An 18,501-nucleotide genomic window follows, 5' to 3' on the forward strand; every position below is an offset into this window, starting at 1 on the left:
GACGCCTGATCATGGAACGCACCTCCTCTCTCGACACCTTGAATACCAGCGCCCAAGGCTGGATCAACGGCTTTATCGGCGTGGTGATCTTCAGTGGCTCCTTGCCCGCCACGCGCCTGGCCGTGATGGAGTTCGACCCGGTATTCCTCACCATGATCCGCGCGGCCATCGCCGCCCTGCTGGGCGTGTTGCTGCTGTGGCTGTTCAAGGAAAAACGCCCCGCCCGCCAGCAGTGGATGCCCCTGGCGATTGTCGCCCTGGGCGTGGTGATCGGCTTCCCGCTGCTCACCGCCCTGGCGTTGCAATACGTAACCTCGGCCCACTCCATCGTGTTCATCGGCTTGCTGCCATTGGCCACCGCAGTGTTTGGCGTGCTACGCGGCGGCGAGCGTCCGCGCCCGGTGTTCTGGCTGTTTTCGATCCTGGGCAGTGTGCTGGTGATGGGCTATGCCTTCGCCCAGGGTTTGAGCGCCGCGCCGGCCGGCGACCTGCTGATGCTGCTGGCGGTGCTGGTCTGCGGCCTGGGCTATGCCGAAGGCGCCAAGCTGTCACGCAGCCTCGGCGGCTGGCAGGTGATCTGCTGGGCGTTGGTGGTCTCGATACCGGTGGTGGGGCCACTGAGCCTGATACTGGCGCCCACGAGCTTCAGCAATATCACGCTGCCCGCCTGGCTCAGCCTGGGCTATGTGGCGTTGTTCAGCATGCTGATCGGCTTTGTGTTCTGGTATCGCGGCTTGGCCCAGGGCGGGATCGCCGCCGTCGGCCAGTTGCAATTGCTGCAACCTTTCTTCGGCCTGGCGCTGGCGGCGGGCCTGTTGCATGAGCAGGTCAGCCTGGGCATGGTGCTGGTCACCGTCGCGGTGATCGGCTGTGTGGCTGGCGCGAAGAAGTTCGCCCGTTAACGCTGCGGCGCGACCATCTTGAACTTGATGTTGATGTCATTGGACACCACGCTGTTGCCGGCCCACTCGCCCTCGCCGATCTTGAAGTCGCCACGCCTGAGGATGAACTCGCCGTCGAACACACCAATGCCGCCCTGCTCCTTGAGCACCACGTCGACGTCCACCGGCCGCGTGGTGCCCTTGATTGTCAGGTTACCGCTGACCGTGTAGCGGTTACCCCCCAGCGCCTTGACCCCGGTGGATTCATACACGCCCACCGGGTAGGTCGCGGTATCGAACCAGGAGGCGCGTTGCAGCTCATCGTTGGCGTCCGGGCTGCCGGCGTCGATGCTGGCGAGCTGTATCCTGAGCAAGGCATGCCCGGCTTCCGGCTGTTGCGTATCGAAGGTCAAGGTGCCCTCGAAGTCGCTGAAGGTGCCGTATACCCGCTGCCCCAATTGCTTGTAGGTGAAGCTGATCTGGCTGGCGGTGCGGTTGACGTCCTTGTACTCCACCGCCTGGGCGCCGGCACCATAGGCAAGGATCAAGGCGAGGACGGCGACCGGGGACTTTCGAGGTTTCATGCAGCACTCCGCAACAGGTAAGGACACAGTATCGAGCTGACACTTCATACCAGGGATTTATTCCCATCGGGCGTTTGTCCTGCTAAACAGAGTAGTCGCCCCACAACAATAAGGACGCTGCATGCACGCCCCTTCGCTCCAGGACACCACCGCGCCGGAAGGCATCTGCTACGGCTGCGGCGGCAGCAACCCCCATGGCCTGCATATCAAGAGCCGCTGGGACGCGGACGGTATCCACCTGGTCGCCCAACACCTGCCCGAGGCCAGGTACAGCGGCTGGCCCGATCTGGTCTACGGTGGCCTGATCGCGATGCTGGTGGACTGCCATTCCAACTGGACCGCCATGGCCTACCACTACCGCGCCGAACACCGCGAACCCGGCAGCCTGCCGCGCATCGATTGCGTGACCGGCAACCTGGGCATCAAATTCATCAAGCCGACCCCCATGGGCGTCACCCTCACGCTGCGCGCCCGTGTCGAGGGCGACGTGGGGCGCAAAACCCGCGTGATCTGCGAGGTGTACGCCGGTGACGTGCTGACCGCCGTAGGCGACTCGATCTTCGTGCGCGTCGACACCGGCCAACTGGCCGCCGCCGCCCATGGCCGTGACAGCTGATCCTGGTCTACATTGATGGCCACCGCTAATCGAGGACTGCACCGATGACTCGTCTCACCGCGAAAGACTTTGCGCCCGAACTGCTGGAACTCTACGACGGCTACGCCCATGGCAAGCTCAACCGTCGCGAATTTCTCGACCGCGCCGCCCTGTTCACCTTCGGCGGCCTCACCGCCTCGGTCCTGCTCGCGGCCCTGAGCCCCAACTACGCCCTGGCCGAACAGGTGAAATTCACCGACCCGGACATCGTCGCCGACTACATCACCTACCCGTCGCCCACAGGCAACGGCAGCGTGCGCGGCTACCTGGTGCGCCCGGCCAAGGCGGCGGGCAAATTGCCGGCGGTGGTGGTGGTCCATGAAAACCGTGGCCTCAACCCTTACATCGAAGACGTCGCCCGGCGCCTGGCCAAGGCCGGTTTTATCGCGCTGGCACCAGATGGCCTGACCTCAGTGGGCGGCTACCCCGGCAACGACGAAAAAGGCGTGGAACTGCAACAGACCGTCGACCCGACCAAGTTGATGAACGACTTCTTCGCCGCCATCGAATGGCTGATGCACCACGACAGCAGCACCGGCAAGGTCGGCATTACCGGTTTCTGTTATGGCGGTGGCGTGACCAATGCGGCGGCCGTGGCCTACCCGGAACTGGGCGCGGCCGTATCGTTCTATGGACGCCAGCCGGAAGCCAAGGACGTACCGCGCATCAAGGCGCCGATCATGCTGCATTACGCTGAGCTGGATACGCGGATCAATGAAGGCTGGCCGGCGTATGAAAAGGCCTTGAAAGCAGCCGGCACCACCTATGAGGCGTACATCTACAAGGGGGCCAACCACGGTTTCCACAATGATTCGACGCCGCGTTATGACGAAGCGGCGGCGAACCTGGCGTGGGAGCGCACACTGGGCTGGTTCCGCAAATACCTGGTTTGAGCGCGGGGCGCACAGGGACGGGCTCAATGTTCCAGTGCATAGCGCCGACAATGGTCGAGATAACCCTGCTCATGGCTCCCCACCAGTTGCACCACGCTGGTCCACAGCCACGACGGCGCATCCAGCTGTCTGGAACGGTTCTCCTGCAACACCGCCATCCAGTCCTTGCGGGTGTCGCGGTCCATCTGCCGGGCATGGGCGACACCCACCACCCGCGCCAGGTAACCGGCGGCGTGCATGGCGTCGATCTCGCTCAATTCGTCCAATTCCAGCTTCATGTCCTGGGGCAGCAGTTCGCGGATGAAGAAACCGTTGTCCAGCATCCGCGTCGCCACCATGCGCTCCCCCAAACCCGGTGACAGTTGACGGGCACCCTCCACCACCCGGCGGCCATTGTCCCTGGGCATCTTCGCCCGTGCCACACGGGGCGCCGCCGCGCCGACAGCCTGCTTGATATCGATCAGGCAATATTCCTGCTCGTCCTTGTCGCCCACGCCGAGCAAGGCGGCATAACGCTGCAGGCCCAGGGAGCTGCAGCCCTTGACCCAATAGGCCGAATCCAGCAGCTCGACCCTGGCGTCCTTGGGGCGGCCTTTGAGTGACGTCACCAATTGATGGATGTCCGCGGAGGCACAGAGCGTTTGCAGCGCGTGCTTTTCGGCCCGCGACAGCGACCAGAAATGCTTGCCCAGCGGAATACTCGGGCGAGCGTTCTCGATGCGTTCACGCGCCAGGTTCTTCCAGGTGCGCGCCACGGCGCTGCGCATGCCCGCCTTGACCTGGGACGGACGCGGCGGCGCTTCGTCGGGCTTGTCTTGGAACGCCTGTTCGTAGCCCACCATCATTTCTTCGAGCATGCGCGCGGTGGTGACGCCGGGCAGGTCCGAGCCGCGTGCGGCGGTGGCCAGGGACAGCGCCAGGCGCACCAGGTCGTGGGCCGGGTTGCCGATCACCGTCTGGTCAAGGTCGCGGATATGCATATCGATGCGACCCTTGATATCGCCGGTAGGCCCCAGGTTGCCGGCGTGGCAGTCGCCGCAGATCCAGATCGCCGGGCCATGGGGCAAGCGGCGCCCGCTCTGGCTGTGCAGCCATTCGTAGAATTGCACGGTGCTGCCGCGCACGTAGGCGTGGGCAGAGCGGGCCATTTTCAGGTTGCGTAGTTGGGTCAGGTGCGGCAGGCGGGCGGAGGGGCGCGGTATCTTCATGGAAAAACTCAGTGCAGGTGTTGCGGTAGAGCGCTGGCCTTTGACAAATGTTTCATTATGTTTCAAAAAAAGCGTTTCAATCTTCCGCAGCCATATCCAGCAACCAGCCCTTGAACGCCAGCATCGCCGCCGTCTCGGCCCGCGACTGCAAGCGCGTCAACCAGTAACTGCCGGTGGTGATGCCGACATCGAACGGCTGGCGAATCACATCGCTCTCCAGTTGCCGCGCAAACATCATCGCTGGCGCCAAGGCCACGCCCAGGCCTTGCAAGGCCGCTTCCATCATCGCCAGCGAGGAATCGAACACGATACTGCGCGGCAGTAGGGTGTCGGCGGGCAAGCCGGCAGCCTGGAACCACAGGTTCCACTCATCGGCGCGGTAGGACCGCAGCAAGGTGTGTTTCAAGAGGTCGGCCGGTGCGTGCAGCTGTTCGGCCAGTTGCGGTATGCAGAGTACGGTAAGCGGGGCCTCCAGCAGTTCGCAGGCATCCGTACCGTGCCAGGCGCCGGCGCCGAAACGGACGGCGTAATCCAGGCCTTCGGCGGCCACGTCGACACGGTTGTTGTGGGTCGACAGGCGCAGGTCGATAAACGGGTAGCGCTGCTGAAAATCCGCCAGGCGTGGCAGCAACCAGCCGACCGCGAACGTGCCGACCGCACCGACGGTGAGGACCTCGCGGTAATGCCCGCCTTCAAATTGGCCGAGGGTGTGAGCAATGCGGTCGAAGGACTCGCGCAACACCGGCAGCAGGGTTTCACCTTCGCGCGTCAGCATCAGCCCTCGTGGCAGGCGTTTGAACAAGGTGACATTCAGTTGCGCCTCCAGGCTTTTCACCTGATGGCTGACCGCAGCCTGGGTCACACACAACTCGATGGCCGCCCGGGTAAAGCTCAAATGGCGGGCCGACGCCTCGAACGCGCGCAGGGCGTTGAGGGGCAAATGGGAACGCAGCATGTCCTACCCTAGATTTTCTAATGGCAGCTGCAAGATATCATCGTTTGTCGAAGGAACCGAACCTGACTAGATTTGCCACGCCTGCGCAGGCCCCGATCGTCAGTGCATCATTTACATGGAAGCGAATAACCATGAATTCCAACGTCAGAAATTTCCTGATTTCAGCCTTATTTATCAGCTCCGGCACCTGCATGGCCGCCACCGACCTGCGCCAGGTCGTAGACAGCAGCGTCGAACCCCTGATGCAGCAGCAAGGCATCGCCGGCCTGTCGGTGGCGGTGGTGAACAAGGGCAAGGTGCAATACTTTAACTACGGCGTCGCCAACAAAGACATGCAACAACGCGTGACCGAAGACACGCTGTTCGAGATCGGCTCGGTGAGCAAGACCTTCACTGCCACCCTCGGCGGCTACGCTGCGGCAAGCGGCAAGCTGAAGCTGTCGGACATGGCCAGCCAGCATCTGGCCGCACTCAAGGGCAGTGCCTTCGACCGCATCAGCCTGCTGCAATTGGCCACCTACACCCCTGGCGGCCTGCCGCTGCAGTTTCCAGATGCCGCCGACAGTGCCGGCACCATGCTCAATTATTTCCAGCACTGGAAACCCACTTACGCCCCAGGCGCACAGCGTCTGTATTCCAACCCCAGCATTGGCCTGTTCGGCTACCTCAGTGCGCAAAGCCTGGGCCAGCCGTTCAACGTCGCCATGGAGAAAACCCTGCTGCCCAAGCTGGGCCTGACGAACACCCATGTCAGCGTGCCGGCAGACAAAATCCCTACCTACGCCCAAGGCTACGACAAGGACCAGAAACCCGTGCGCGTCGGCCCCGGCGCGCTGGACAGCGAAGCCTATGGCATCAAGACCAGCACCCAGGACCTGGCGCATTACGTGATGCTGAACATGCACCCGCAAACCCTGGAGAAACCGCTGCAACAGGCCATCGCCACCACCCACACCGGTTACTACACGGTGAACGGCATGACCCAGGGCCTGGGCTGGGAGTACTACCCCTACCCGATCACGCTGCAAGCGCTGATGGAGGGCAACTCCACACCGATGGCCATGGAGCCGCACACGGTGAAATGGTTGGCCCCGGCCCAGGCGCAGCCGGCCAACGTGCTGTACAACAAGACCGGCTCGACCCGTGGGTTCGGTGCCTATGTGGCCTATGTGCCGAGCAAGGACATGGGGGTGGTGATTCTGGCCAACAAGAACTACCCGAATGCCGAACGGGTGAAAGTGGCCCATGCGATCCTGAGTGCGCTGGACCACTGATGCACACGCCCCGCAGGAACCGGCAAGCCGGCTCCTGCACGTTGGGTTACATACCGAGCCAATGCGGCAGCGCCAGCGAAATGAACGGCAAGTACGTGACCATGATCAGGAACACCAACAGAATCATCAGCCACGGCATCGCCGCGCGGATGGTCTGCCCCAGGGCCAACCCGGTCACCGCCGAGGTCACGAACAGGTTCAGCCCCACCGGCGGGTGCACCAGGCCGATCTCCATGTTCACCACCATCACGATCCCCAGGTGGATCGGGTCGATGCCCAGCTTCATGGCAATCGGGAAGAAGATCGGCGCCAGGATCAGCACAATGGCCGACGGCTCCATGAAGCTGCCCGCTACCAGCAGCACTACGTTGACCATGATCAGGAAGCCAATCGGCGTCAGCCCTTCGGAGATCACCCACGCGGTGATTTCCTGGGGGATCTGTTCGGTGGTCAGCACATGGGCAAACAGCATGGCGTTGGCAATGATGAACATCAGCATGATTGCCAGGCGCCCGGACTCCAGCAGCACCTTGGGACAGTCGCGCAGCTTCATGTCCTTGTAGACGAACAACGCCACGAACGCCGAGTACACCGCCGCCACCGCGGCCGCTTCGGTCGGGGTAAACATGCCGCTGTAGATGCCGCCGAGGATGATCACCAGCAGCAACAGGCCCCAGAAGGCGCGGCGCGCGCAGGTCAGCCATTCGCGGAACGTCGCCCGGGGCTGGGCCGGCAGCTTCTTGATGCGTGCGACGATGTAGATGGCGATCATCAGCATCAGGCCCAGCAGCAACCCTGGAATTACCCCTGCCATGAACAGCTTGCCGACCGAGGTTTCAGTCGCCGCCGAATACACCACCATCACAATCGACGGCGGGATCAGGATGCCCAGGGTGCCGGCGTTACAGATGATCCCCGCACCGAACTCCTTCGGGTAACCGGAACGCACCATGCCCGCCACGGCAATCGACCCCACCGCCGCCACCGTCGCCGGTGACGAACCGGACAGCGCCGCAAACAGCATGCACGCCAACACCGCCGCAATCGCCAGGCCGCCACGAATATGCCCAACACAGGCGTTGGCAAAGTCGATCAGCCGCTGCGCCACCCCGCCGGTGGTCATGAACGCCCCGGACAACAGGAAGAACGGGATCGCCAGGAAGGTGTAGGCGTCGGAGGTCTCGAACAGCTTGATCGCCAGGGAACTCACCGAGTCCTGGCTGAACATCAGGATCGACACCGCACCGGACAGGCCCAGGGAAATCGCGATGGGCACGCCGAGGAACATGAACACGAACAACAACAGAAACAGACAGAGCACGGCCATCAGTGACGCTCCTCATGGCTGCCGGCCAATTTGCTGGCCTCACCGGCCTCGTCGGCCAAACCCAGCCCGACCTGACGGTGGGTAAGGATGCGGTAGAAAATTTCCAGGTAGCGGATAAACACCATGGCAAAACCGATGGGCACGATGATCACGATGTCACCGACGTCGATGCCGTACTGGTCGAGGTCTTCGGCGCCGATATGGGCGGTCATCACCGCGCTGACCCACTTGTAGCTGGCGATCATGAACAGCCCGGCATAGGCCAGGCAGCACAGGCAGGCGAACATCCCGAGCACGCGTTGCACCGGGCGCTTGGTCAGCTTGACCAAGGCGTCCACGCCCAGATGGCCGGCGGTGCGCACGCCGTAGGAAATACCGAAGAAAATCAGCCAGCCAAACATGGCCTTGGTCAGCGCCACGCTCCAGGTCATGTCCTGGGCCCAGGTCATGGTGTGGTCGCCCAGGGCACCGAAGAAGGTGCTGCTGAAGGCCCACTTGTCCGACAGGGCAAAGAACAGCGTGTAGATGTTGTTGAGCATGACGTAGACGAATGTCACCAGGGTCATGGCGGCCAGCAGGAAGGCAATGAAACCTTCCTCCAGGTGCTCCCAGACGCGCCTTAGCGTTTGCATGGCAAAACCTCGCGAAAGCAAATGAGATATCGATATGTGGGAGGGGGCTTACCCCCGATAGCGGTGGGTCAGAGACAGATGGGCAAGCTGACACACCGCAATCGGGGGCAAGCCCCCTCCCACATTGCGGGTTACCGATTGGAGGCGTCCGCAGCCTTGATCAGATCAGCCCCGATCTCACCTTCGAACTTCTGCCACACCGGGCGCATGGCTTCGCGCCAAAGCTGGCGTTGTTCCGGGGTCAGTTCGATGATTTCGCTGGTCTTGGCGTCGACGATCTTCTGCCTGGCCGACTGGTTCAGCGCTTCGGCCTGCTTGTTCACCTCGACAGTGACCTCGACCATGATCTGTTCCAGGGTGCTGCGGATGTCCGGTGGCAGGCCGTTCCAGAACTTGGCGTTGGTGATCACCATGTAGTCGATCAGGCCATGATTGGACTCGGTGAAGTACTTCTGCACCTCGTTGACCTTCTGGCTTTCATAGTTCGACCAGGTGTTCTCGGTGCCGTTGACGGTGCCGGTCTGCAGGCCTTGGTACACCTCGGCGAAGCTCATCTTGCGCGGGTTGGCGCGGATCGCTTTGAACTGCTCTTCCAGTACGCTGGAGGCCTGTACGCGGAACTTCAGGCCACGGGCGTCCTTGGGTTCATGCAGTGCTTTGTTGGCGGACAATTGCTTGAGGCCGTTGTGCCAATAGGCCAGGCCGAGGATGTTCTTGTCCTGCATCGAGGTCAGCAGTTCCTTGCCCTGGGCGGCCTGGAAACGGTCGACAGCAGCCAGGTCATTGAACAGGAACGGCAGGTCATAGATCTGCACCTGCTTGGTGTATTGCTCGAACTTTGCCAGGGACGGCGCCAGCATCTGCACGTCGCCCAGCAGCAGCGCTTCCATCTCCTTGCCATCGCCGAACAGCGACGAGTTCGGGTACACCTCGACCTTCACCTTGCCGGGCAGACGCTCTTCGGCGAGCTTCTTGAACAACAGCGCGCCCTGGCCTTTGGGGGTGTTTTCGGCCACCACATGGGCGAACTTGATCACGATCGGGTCCGCCGCCTGAGCCAGGCCTGCGGCAAACAAGGTGGCGGCGCACAGCAGCGCCCGGGAGAGCTTGAGCATGGAAAATTACCTTCTTATTGTTGTGTTGTAAGGCAAGGTGCCTGATGTGACGCGTGTAGTGAATTTCGAATTTTAGATACCTGCGTTCGGAGTGGCCGAACGCTGCGCCTGGGCCGCCAACAACCTTTGTGCACGCAGCAATACCGGCGCATCCACCATCTGCCCATCGATCTGGTAGGCCCCTGCCCCATGGGCGCCGGCGTCCACCACCCGCTGCGCCCAGGCCAGGTCTGCGGCGCTCGGTGCGAGCGCTTCATGGATCACGGCCACCTGCTTGGGATGGATACACAACGCCCCGGCAAAGCCCATTTCATAGGCATGCCGGATCGAACGGCGCAGGCCCTCCGGGTCATCGATGGCCGGGTGGACGCCGTCCAACGGCGCGACCAACCCGGCGGCGCGGGAGTGTACGATCAGCGCCAGGCGCGCCTGGTCCAGGGCGAACTGCGCAGCCGGGGAGTTGCTGCTCAGGTTCAGGTCCAGCGCCAGGTCCAGCCCACCAAACGACAGGCGCTGCACCTGCGGCGCATGGGCGATCTCGGCCACAGCCAACAAGCCACGGGCGCTTTCGATAATCGGCCAGATCACTTTGCCGGTGGCGGCAACCACCGCCACCTGCGCGGCACTTTCAACCTTGGGCAGCAACACCCCCGCCACATTCGCATGGGCCTTGCAGAACGCCACATCCTCAAAATGCTCGGCATGTTCCGGCGCATTGATGCGCACCCACACCTGGGCAGCGGGGTTCGCCGTCAAAAACGCCCCGAGGTTATCCCGCGCCTGGCGCTTGAGCGGCTCTTCCACCGCGTCCTCGAAATCCACGATCACCGCATCGGCCCCACTGGCCAGGGCTTTGGAAAATCGTTCCGGTCGGCTACCGGGTACAAACAACGCCGAACGCACCAATGGCTTTGGCATGACACAATTCCTTATTCAGATAACGCCGCGCGCGCGCAGGCTGTCGATGGCATCGCCGGAGTAACCGAGCTGATCGAGAATGTCCTGGCTGTGTTGACCCAATGCCGGAACGCCGTCCATGCGTGGGGTGAACGCGGCATTGCGGGCCGGCGGCAACAGCGACGGCAGCGGACCGGCCGGGCTGTCGACCTCACGCCAGCTGTCGCGCGCCTTGAGTTGCGGGTGGTCCCACACGCCTTGCATATCGTTGACCCGGGCGCTGGCGATCTGCGCCTCCTCCAGGCGCTGGATCACCGCTTCGGCATCCAATTGCGCAAAGCGGTCGACGATGATCTGGCGTAACACTTCACGGTTGGCCGAGCGCTTGAAGTTGGCGCTGAAACGCTCGTCCGCCGCCAGTTCAGGCGTGAGCAGCACCTTGTCGCAAAACGCCGCCCATTCGCGCTCGTTCTGCAACCCCAGCATGACGGTGCCACCATCGCCAGTGGGGAACGGCCCATAGGGGTAGATCGTTGAGTGCGCAGCGCCGGCACGCGGTGGCTGCGGTGCGCCGTCGAAGGCGTAATACATCGGGTAGCCCATCCACTCCACCAGGCTTTCCAGCATGCTCACGTCGATGCGACTGCCCTTGCCGGTCTTGCCGCGCAGCAGCAGCGCCGAGAGGATGCCGCTGTAGGCGTACATGCCTGCCGAGATGTCGGCGATGGAACAACCAGCCTTGGCCATCTGGTCGTCGCCAGGGCCACCGGTCACCGAGAGAAAACCGCCTTCGCTCTGGATCAGCAGGTCGTAGGCCTTCTTTTTCTCGTACGGCCCGCCCTCGCCGTAGCCGGAAATATCGCAGACGATCAACCGTGGGAAACGCTCGTGCAGCGCCTCGAACGACAGGCCCATGCGCGCCGCCGCGCCGGGCGCCAGGTTCTGCACCAGCACATCGGCATCGGCGAGCAGGGTGCCGAGGATATCGCCTGCCTCGTCCTGCTTGAGGTCCAGGGTCAGGCTTTCCTTGGAACGGTTGGTCCACACGAAATGCGAGGCCAGGCCGCGCACGCGCTCGTCGTAGCCACGGGCAAAGTCGCCGGCGCCGGGGCGTTCGATCTTGATCACGCGGGCGCCCAGGTCTGCCAACTGGCGTGTGCAGAATGGCGCGGCAATCGCATGTTCCAGGCTGACAACGGTGATGCCGTCCAGCGGTCTCGGGTTAGTCATGACAGTTCCTCAGAGCCAGTGGGCCATGGACGTGGCGTTGCGCAAATTCCAGACCTTCTCGATCAGGGCGTTGGCCTGGGCCGGTGTGCGGGCGCCGCTGAACAGGCTCAGCCGCTGGAATTTATCCGCCAGCTCCGCGCGGCTCAGGGTGTTGCCCGGATCGCCCTTGGGCTCGTCGATAGCGCCATGCAGCGTGCGGCCATCCTGCGTGGTAACGGTGACGCGGCCGAGCCAGCGTTGCGGGTAGGCGCCGTCGACTTCGGGGTCGAGGGTCATGCTGACCTTGTCGCGAAAAGCCGAGACGGCTGGATCGGTCAATGCCAGCTCATGGAACTCGGTGAGACCGGCCTTGCCATGCACGCCAATCAAGCCCAGCACGGTGCCCATGGAGAACTTGGCCTGGTGCACGCTGGTCGGTACGTTCACGCGCCCCAGCACATCGATCGCGCCTTGGTGCACGCGGGTTTCGACGCGGGCAATATCGGCGGCGGCGAGACGTTCGCGTTGCATCAGGTCCAGCAGCGCATCGGCGGCCGGATGGGTATGGCGGCACGAGGCGTGGAACTTGAACGAGGTTTCCAGCAGCGCCCAGCGACTGCCAAGGCCAGCGGACAACTTGCTCGGCTCGGCATCGCTGGACATGCCCGCCGCCAAGCCCTGGTCACCTTCCAGGATATTACGCGCCCCCGTCAGCCCATCCGCCGTCAGGTATGCGGCGAGCAAGCCATCCGCTGCCGCCTTGGCGGTGTGCAGTTGCTTGGAGTCGGCGGCATCGCGCAGGAACTCCCACAAGCCAGCGGCCTGGGTGCCCGCGCTGCCGAGCAGGTTGATGAATTGTTCCTGGTTGAAATCCAGCAGCTTGCCCACCGCGACCGCCGCCGCCAACGTGCCGACGGTGGCCGTGGTGTGGAAGATGCGGTAATGGGAGCGCCCCATGAATTCGCCGATACGGATACCAGCCTCGTAGCCGGCCACCGAGGCCAGCAGCAAGTCGCGGCCGGATTTGCCCAGGTCCTGGGCGGCGGCCAGGGCAGCCGGAAACACCACGGTGGCCGGGTGCAACACGGAGCTGTTGTGCAGGTCATCCTGCTCCACCAGGTGCGACGAAGCACCGTTGACCAACGCGGCGAAGTAGGCGCTGCTGCCGGCGCCATTGACGATCACTTGCGCCGGGCCGTTACTCGGCCCCATCTTCTGCGCATAACGCTCGAACAATGGAATCGGATGCGCGCCCTTGCTCGCCAGCGCCGAGGCCAGCCAGTCCAGGTACAAATCTTCGGTGCGCGCCAGGACGTTTTCGGGCAACTGTGCGTAGTGCAGGTCCGCCAGGAAGCGACACAAGGCTTGGGTATGGCTCATGGTCGGGCCCTCAGAAGCTGCGTGGCAGTTCGAGCAAGTGCTCGGCCACGTAGGACAGGATCAGGTTGGTGGAGATCGGCGCCACCTGGTACAGGCGCGTCTCGCGGAATTTGCGCTCCACGTCGTACTCGCAGGCAAAGCCGAAACCGCCGTGGGTTTGCAGGCAGGCATTGGCCGCCTCCCAGGACGCCTTGGCCGCCAGGTACTTGGCCATGTTGGCGCTGGCGCCGGCCTGTTTACCGCTGTCGTATTCCTCGCAGGCGCGCCAGCGCATCAGGTCCGCCGCTTCGATCTCGATATGCGCCTCGGCAATCGGGAACTGCACACCCTGGTTCTGCCCGATGGGCCGGCCAAACACCACGCGGTCACGGGCATACGCGCTGGCTTTTTCGATAAACCAGCGGCCGTCGCCGATGCATTCGGCGGCGATCAACGTGCGTTCGGCGTTGAGGCCGTCGAGGATGTATTTGAAACCCTTGCCCTCTTCGCCGATCAGGCTGTCCAGCGGCAACTCCAGGTTGTCGAAGAACAGCTCGTTGGTCTCGTGGTTGACCATATTGGCGATGGGCTGCACGGTCAGGCCGTTGCCGATGGCTTCGCGCAGGTCCACCAGGAAGATCGACATGCCTTCGGATTTCTTCTTCACCTCGGCCAACGGCGTGGTGCGCGCCAGCAGGATCATCAGGTCGGAATGCTGGATCCGCGAGATCCACACCTTCTGGCCGTTGATCACGTACTTGTCGCCGCGCTTGATCGCGGTGGTCTTGATTTTGGTGGTGTCGGTGCCGGTGGTGGGCTCGGTCACGCCCATCGATTGCAGGCGCAATTCGCCGCTGGCCAGCTTGGGCAGGTAGAAGCGTTTCTGCGCTTCGCTGCCGTGCCGCAACAGGGTGAACATGTTGTACATCTGGCCGTGCACGGTGCCGGAGTTGCCGCCGCAGCGGTTCACTTCTTCAAGGATTACCGAAGCTTCGGCCAGGCCCAGGCCGGAACCGCCGTATTCTTCGGGGATCATCGCCGACAGCCAGCCGGCGTCGGTCAGCGCCTTGACGAAGGCTTCGGGGAAGCCCTTCTCTTCATCGATCCGGCGCCAGTAAGCGGCATCGAATTCAGCGCACAAGGCGCGCACGCCGTCGCGGATGGCATTGAGTTCTTCGTTGTCATTCGGGTTCATCTGCGGCTCTCCGCCTGTTGTTCTTGGATTATTCGAAATGCACCTGGGCTTGCTGCGCCAGGCCATCGGTATTGCCGGCCCACAGTTGGGCTACGCCGGTCTCGGTGACGCGCCCGCCTACTTCAAAAGGTTGCGGCGCAATCAACGGGCGCACACCGCGATAGGCAAACCGGCGCAAGGTGGCGTCGGGACGGGCGCGGCAGAACGCACGCAGGCCCAGGGTGGCGATCAGCGGCCCGTGCACCACCAACCCCGAATAGCCTTCGGTGCCGGTGACATAGGGGTAGTCGTAGTGAATGCGGTGGCCGTTGAAGGTCACCGCGCTGTAGCGAAACAGCAGGGTCGGCGTGGGGTCGACGGTTTCGGACCACTCGCCCTGCTCCAGCGCCTCGCCGCTGCCCGATTTGGGCGGCGTGGGTTCGCGGTAGACGATGTCCTGTTCCTCGCGGATCGCCAGGCGGCCTTGCTGGGAGTAGTCGTGGCGCACGGTGACGAACAGCAGCGCACCGCTGCGGCCGGTCTTTTCTTCGACCTGGGTGATGGTCGACACCCGGGTCGCCGCCTCACCGGCACGCAGGGCATGCAGGAACTCGATGCGCCCACCGGCCCACATGCGATTGCGATTGTCGGCGGGCGGCAGGAAGCCGCCACGGGCCGGGTGGCCGTCGCTGCCCAGGGCGGTTTCCGGCAGTGGGTCCTGGAAGAAACACCACTGCCACAGCGGCGGGATATCCGCGCCATCCTCGGGCACGGCTTCGCCGAAGGTAGCGGCAATACGCTTGAGCAGGTTATGGCTGAGGTGGTCGTGGGCGGTTTCGCTTCGGCCGATCCAATCGGTGGCGCTCATCGGGTGCAGGTCCTCGGGCAGTGAGTGTCTGCCCCGGATCATGCAAGGACGCACCCGTTCCGGGAATTTGCATTTCAATAAACCAGCGTTCGGTTATGCTGAACGCCGCCATCCTGTCCCGGGAGTCTTGCATGCACTTCGATCTGGCCGACCTGCGCCTGTTTATCCACATCGCCGAATCCCCCAGCCTGACCCAGGGCGCCAAGCGCGCGTTCCTCTCGCCGGCCGCCGCCAGTGCGCGGATCAAGGCCCTCGAAGGCCAACTCGACACCCGCCTGCTGTACCGCGACAGCCGTGGCGTGGAGATCACCCCGGCCGGGGAGCGCCTGCTGCACCATGCGCGGTTGATCATGCGCCAGGTGGATTACCTGAAAAGCGAATTCACCCAATACGGCGTGGATTCGGCCGGGCATATCCGCATTTTTGCCAACACCACGGCGGTCACCGAGTTCTTGCCAGAGGTGCTGGCGGGCTTCCTGTCCCAGCGCCCTGGCGTAACGGTGGACCTGCAGGAGCGCCTGTCCCGCGACATCGTGCGTGGTGTGCTGGATGGCACCAGCGACATGGGCATCATCGCCGGCCCCGTGGAAGCCTCGGGGTTGCAGGTGCTGCACTTCAGCACGGATAAACTGGTGCTGATGGTGCCGGTGGGGCATGCACTGGCGCAACAACCCTCAGTCACCCTGGAACAGACCCTCGCCTACCAGCACATCGGCCTGCATGAAGGCAGCACCTTGCTGAGCTTCCTGCGTGAACACGTCGAGCGGCTGGGCAAACACTTGTCGCTGCGCATCCAGGTGTCGAGTTTCGAGGCGATCTGCCGGATGGTCGAAGCCGGCGTGGGCATCGGCATCATTCCCGAGTCCGCCGCTGTACGCCACAGCCGCACCATGCAACTGGTGGCGGTGAAGCTGGATGAGCCGTGGGCAATCCGCGAGCGCAGCATCCTGGTGCGGGAGCTGGAGGCGTTACCCGGCACCATTCGGGCGTTGATTGCCACACTGATGCCGGAAAACGCCTAAGCTGATCAGTCACCTTGCCAAAGGAGTCAGCCCATGCAGCTCGAAGGATCCTGCCATTGCGGCGCCGTCACGTTCAGCCTCACCAGTGCCCACCCCTACCCTTACCAGCGCTGCTACTGCTCGATCTGTCGCAAGACCCAGGGCGGTGGCGGTTACGCGATCAACCTGGCCGGTAACACCGCGAGTTTGAAGGTGCGCGGACGCAAATCCATTACGATCTACCACGCCAGACTCAAGCCCGAAGGCGCCAGCCGTGCCCATGCGAGTAGCGCCGAGCGGCACTTCTGCTCGCAGTGCGGCAGCGCGCTGTGGGTGTTCAGCCCGGAATGGCCGGAGCTGATCCACCCGTTTGCCTCGGCCATCGACACACCATTGCCGGTGCCGCCGGACCATACGCACTTGATGCTGGGGTCGAAGGCGCCGTGGGTGGAGGTCACGTTGCGCAAGGGCGATCAGCAGTTCAATGAATATCCCGAAGAATCCATTGCCCAGTGGCATGAGCGGCATGGGCTGGCCCGTTAACACTCTTTGACAGTTTCTCGACAAAGCTGTCAAAGACCCCCAGGCGCCACGCCCCTAGCATTCGAGCATCCAAACCACCTGCCGGGTGCTCTTCATGCTTCGCACATTGCGCGGTATTCCATTGCTCGGTTGCCTGCTGGGCAGCATCGGCTGCCATGGGCAAGCCTCTGCCCCGCCGCCGATCCCCAAGGGCGACTACAGCGCGATCATCCGCTACCTGCAAACCCGCATCCCTCGGGACATGGCCCAGGCCAACGTGCCCGGTTTGTCGATTGCCCTGGTCAATGGCCAGGAGTTGATCTGGGCCGCTGGGTTCGGCTTGGCCGACAAAACACTGGGCGTGCCGGTGACGCCGAACACGGCGTTTCGCGCCGGTGCGATCTCCAAGCTGCTCACCGCCAGCGCGGCCCTGCAACTGGTTGAACAGCAGCGGCTGGCGCTGGATGCACCGATCCAACAGACATTGCGCGAGTTCTACGTGCGCTCGCGCTTCCACACCGACCAGCAGGCCGCCGACCGCGACATCACCTTGCGCCGCCTGCTCAGCCATCAATCCGGCCTGCCCAGCGAGCACCTGCGCGACCTGCGCAACAGCTATGCCATGGGGCAGATGCCGATGCGCCTGTCCGGCGTCTGGCTGAGTACACCGCCCGGCACCCAGGTGGCGTATTCCAACCTGGGTTATGCGCTGGTCGGCGCGGCGATCGAGCGCAGCAGCGGCAGAGCGTTCGAGGCCCAAATGCAACACAGCCTGCTCAAGCCGCTGGAGATGAACCAGGCGAGTTTTATCGGCACCGCCGCACAGGTGAGCTATCGCGCCCAGGGCTATCAGGACGGTATCGCCAGCACCGACGCGCAGGTGCGTGACCTGGCGGCCGGCGGCTTGTGGGCCAGCCCCAAGGACCTCAGCCATTACGTGCAGATGCTGTTCGCCGAGGGCCTGTACAAGGGCAACCGGGTAATGAACCAGCGCTCCATCGATGACATGTTTACCCAGCAAAACACCGGCAACGCCCTGGACTTCGATTGCCGGATCGGCCTGGCCTGGTTTCTCGCACCGTGCGGTGACGAGCCGGTCGGGCCTGGGGTGCGCACCTATCAGCACAGCGGTGGCGGCGATGATTTCGCCGCGCAGTTGACCCTGCTGCCAGACCAGCAACTGGCGGTGATCATCATGGCCAATGACAGCAACGCCGAAGACCTGGTTGCCACGTTGACCACCGACACCCTGCGCCTGATGCTCCAGGCGCAGACCGGCGAGCCGGTGTGCAGCGAAGACTGCCAGGCGCCCCGCCACGGGCTCAAGTTGCGCCAGGTGCCGGCCGCCGTCGACCGCCAGCGCCTGTCCGGGTTTTACGCCACCGCCTGGGGCGTCTTCCGCATCCGGGACGACGCCGGTCGGCTGCGCGGTGAACTGGCCGGCTACGACTTCGAGCTGCTGCGTGACGATCACGGCTGGCTGCGCGCGCAGAAGAAAGTCTTGGGGTTCTGGCTCAAGGACCTCGGCGAACTCGGCCGCGTGCAGTTGGATGTGATCACCGTGCAGGGCCGGCAGATGCTCACCGCGCGCAGCCACGGCCAGCGCATCGCCATCGGTGAACGCATCGACCCGCCACCCTTGCCCATGGCCTGGGCCGACACCGTCGGGACCTACCAAGTGCTCAACACCCACGAGCCCGATGCGCCGTTGAGCGGCATCAGCGTGCGCCTGGAAGAAGGTTTCCTGGTGATTCGCGGCCAACTGCACGACGAGCCGCTGACCGACTACATCCTGCTGCCCGTGGACAACGCCCATGCCGTGCTCGCCGGCAACGGCTATGGCCTGGGCGACACCGTCAGCCGCCAGGTCAACGGCCTGAGCGCCTCGGGCTACTCCTTCAAACGTACCCATCCACCCTTGAGTTTCTGACCGACATGAAAACCCTG

At 63.5% G+C, this 18,501-nt stretch carries 18 protein-coding genes; 7 read left to right on the plus strand and 11 right to left on the minus strand.

Going from position 1 to position 18,501, the window contains the following annotated elements:
* Positions 1–11: 11 nt before the first annotated feature.
* Entirely contained in the window at positions 12–902 is an 891-nt protein-coding gene (locus BM017_RS11405) for a DMT family transporter (protein WP_092244077.1), read from the plus strand.
* Here the strand turns inward: BM017_RS11405 and BM017_RS11410 are convergent.
* A complete protein-coding gene (locus BM017_RS11410; protein WP_071487911.1) occupies positions 899–1,465 on the minus strand; it encodes a YceI family protein in 567 nt (188 codons plus the stop codon). The two genes, BM017_RS11405 and BM017_RS11410, sit on opposite strands and share 4 nt — an antisense overlap.
* A 121-nt stretch (positions 1,466–1,586) precedes the next feature.
* Here BM017_RS11410 and BM017_RS11415 point away from each other — a divergent pair, with 121 nt between their 5' ends.
* Complete coding sequence (locus tag BM017_RS11415; RefSeq protein ID WP_092244080.1) at positions 1,587–2,081, plus strand: PaaI family thioesterase; 495 nt, start codon at positions 1,587–1,589, stop codon at positions 2,079–2,081.
* 44 nt (positions 2,082–2,125) lie between these two features.
* Positions 2,126–3,013, plus strand: a complete 888-nt coding sequence (yghX, locus tag BM017_RS11420; RefSeq protein WP_092244083.1) for a YghX family hydrolase — start codon at positions 2,126–2,128, stop codon at positions 3,011–3,013.
* A 23-nt stretch (positions 3,014–3,036) separates the two neighbouring features.
* Here yghX and BM017_RS11425 read toward each other — a convergent pair whose 3' ends face one another.
* Entirely contained in the window at positions 3,037–4,221 is a 1,185-nt protein-coding gene (locus BM017_RS11425) for a DUF2252 family protein (RefSeq protein ID WP_092244086.1), read from the minus strand.
* Between the two features lie 76 nt (positions 4,222–4,297).
* Positions 4,298–5,176 (minus strand): LysR family transcriptional regulator, encoded by an 879-nt coding sequence (locus tag BM017_RS11430; protein ID WP_092244089.1) that lies wholly within the window; start codon positions 5,174–5,176, stop codon positions 4,298–4,300.
* Between the two features lie 131 nt (positions 5,177–5,307).
* Here BM017_RS11430 and ampC point away from each other — a divergent pair, with 131 nt between their 5' ends.
* Complete coding sequence (gene ampC / locus BM017_RS11435; RefSeq protein ID WP_092244092.1) at positions 5,308–6,450, plus strand: class C beta-lactamase; 1,143 nt, start codon at positions 5,308–5,310, stop codon at positions 6,448–6,450.
* Positions 6,451–6,496: 46 nt separating this feature from the next.
* Here the strand turns inward: ampC and dctM are convergent, their stop codons facing one another.
* From dctM to BM017_RS11475, 8 genes are all read right to left on the minus strand, one after another.
* Positions 6,497–7,777: a C4-dicarboxylate TRAP transporter large permease protein DctM gene (dctM, locus tag BM017_RS11440; RefSeq protein ID WP_092244095.1), complete on the minus strand. Its 1,281-nt coding sequence runs from the start codon at positions 7,775–7,777 to the stop codon at positions 6,497–6,499.
* Positions 7,777–8,409 carry a TRAP transporter small permease gene (locus BM017_RS11445; RefSeq protein WP_092244098.1) on the minus strand — a complete coding sequence of 211 codons (633 nt, stop codon included), beginning with the start codon at positions 8,407–8,409 and terminating at the stop codon, positions 7,777–7,779. Before BM017_RS11445 ends, dctM begins: the two co-directional genes overlap by 1 nt.
* Before the next feature lie 131 nt (positions 8,410–8,540).
* On the minus strand, positions 8,541–9,524 hold the full coding sequence (locus BM017_RS11450) for a TRAP transporter substrate-binding protein (RefSeq protein ID WP_092244101.1): 984 nt from the start codon (positions 9,522–9,524) through the stop codon (positions 8,541–8,543).
* 72 nt (positions 9,525–9,596) lie between these two features.
* The gene (locus BM017_RS11455; protein ID WP_092244104.1) at positions 9,597–10,442 is read right to left on the minus strand and encodes an HpcH/HpaI aldolase/citrate lyase family protein; all 846 of its coding nucleotides are present in this window, start codon (positions 10,440–10,442) and stop codon (positions 9,597–9,599) included.
* A gap of 15 nt (positions 10,443–10,457) precedes the next feature.
* Positions 10,458–11,651 carry a CaiB/BaiF CoA transferase family protein gene (locus tag BM017_RS11460; RefSeq protein ID WP_071487921.1) on the minus strand — a complete coding sequence of 398 codons (1,194 nt, stop codon included), beginning with the start codon at positions 11,649–11,651 and terminating at the stop codon, positions 10,458–10,460.
* A 9-nt stretch (positions 11,652–11,660) separates the two neighbouring features.
* Positions 11,661–13,010, minus strand: a complete 1,350-nt coding sequence (locus BM017_RS11465) for an MmgE/PrpD family protein (RefSeq protein WP_092244107.1) — start codon at positions 13,008–13,010, stop codon at positions 11,661–11,663.
* 10 nt (positions 13,011–13,020) lie between these two features.
* Complete coding sequence (locus BM017_RS11470; protein WP_092244111.1) at positions 13,021–14,184, minus strand: acyl-CoA dehydrogenase family protein; 1,164 nt, start codon at positions 14,182–14,184, stop codon at positions 13,021–13,023.
* A gap of 28 nt (positions 14,185–14,212) precedes the next feature.
* Positions 14,213–15,031, minus strand: a complete 819-nt coding sequence (locus BM017_RS11475) for an HTD2 family dehydratase (RefSeq protein ID WP_092244115.1) — start codon at positions 15,029–15,031, stop codon at positions 14,213–14,215.
* Between the two features lie 131 nt (positions 15,032–15,162).
* Between BM017_RS11475 and BM017_RS11480 the strand changes: the two genes are divergently transcribed.
* The 3 genes from BM017_RS11480 (at position 15,163) to BM017_RS11490 (ending at position 18,484) form a co-directional block, all read left to right on the plus strand.
* Positions 15,163–16,053 carry a LysR family transcriptional regulator gene (locus BM017_RS11480; RefSeq protein ID WP_092244118.1) on the plus strand — a complete coding sequence of 297 codons (891 nt, stop codon included), beginning with the start codon at positions 15,163–15,165 and terminating at the stop codon, positions 16,051–16,053.
* A 33-nt stretch (positions 16,054–16,086) separates the two neighbouring features.
* A complete protein-coding gene (locus BM017_RS11485; protein WP_092244121.1) occupies positions 16,087–16,575 on the plus strand; it encodes a GFA family protein in 489 nt (162 codons plus the stop codon).
* Between the two features lie 94 nt (positions 16,576–16,669).
* The gene (locus tag BM017_RS11490; protein ID WP_092244124.1) at positions 16,670–18,484 is read left to right on the plus strand and encodes a serine hydrolase domain-containing protein; all 1,815 of its coding nucleotides are present in this window, start codon (positions 16,670–16,672) and stop codon (positions 18,482–18,484) included.
* Positions 18,485–18,501: the final 17 nt, after the last annotated feature.

Origin of the sequence: Pseudomonas sp. NFPP04, assembly GCF_900113815.1 — a bacterium.
GTDB classification, from domain to species: Bacteria; Pseudomonadota; Gammaproteobacteria; order Pseudomonadales; family Pseudomonadaceae; genus Aquipseudomonas; species Aquipseudomonas extremorientalis.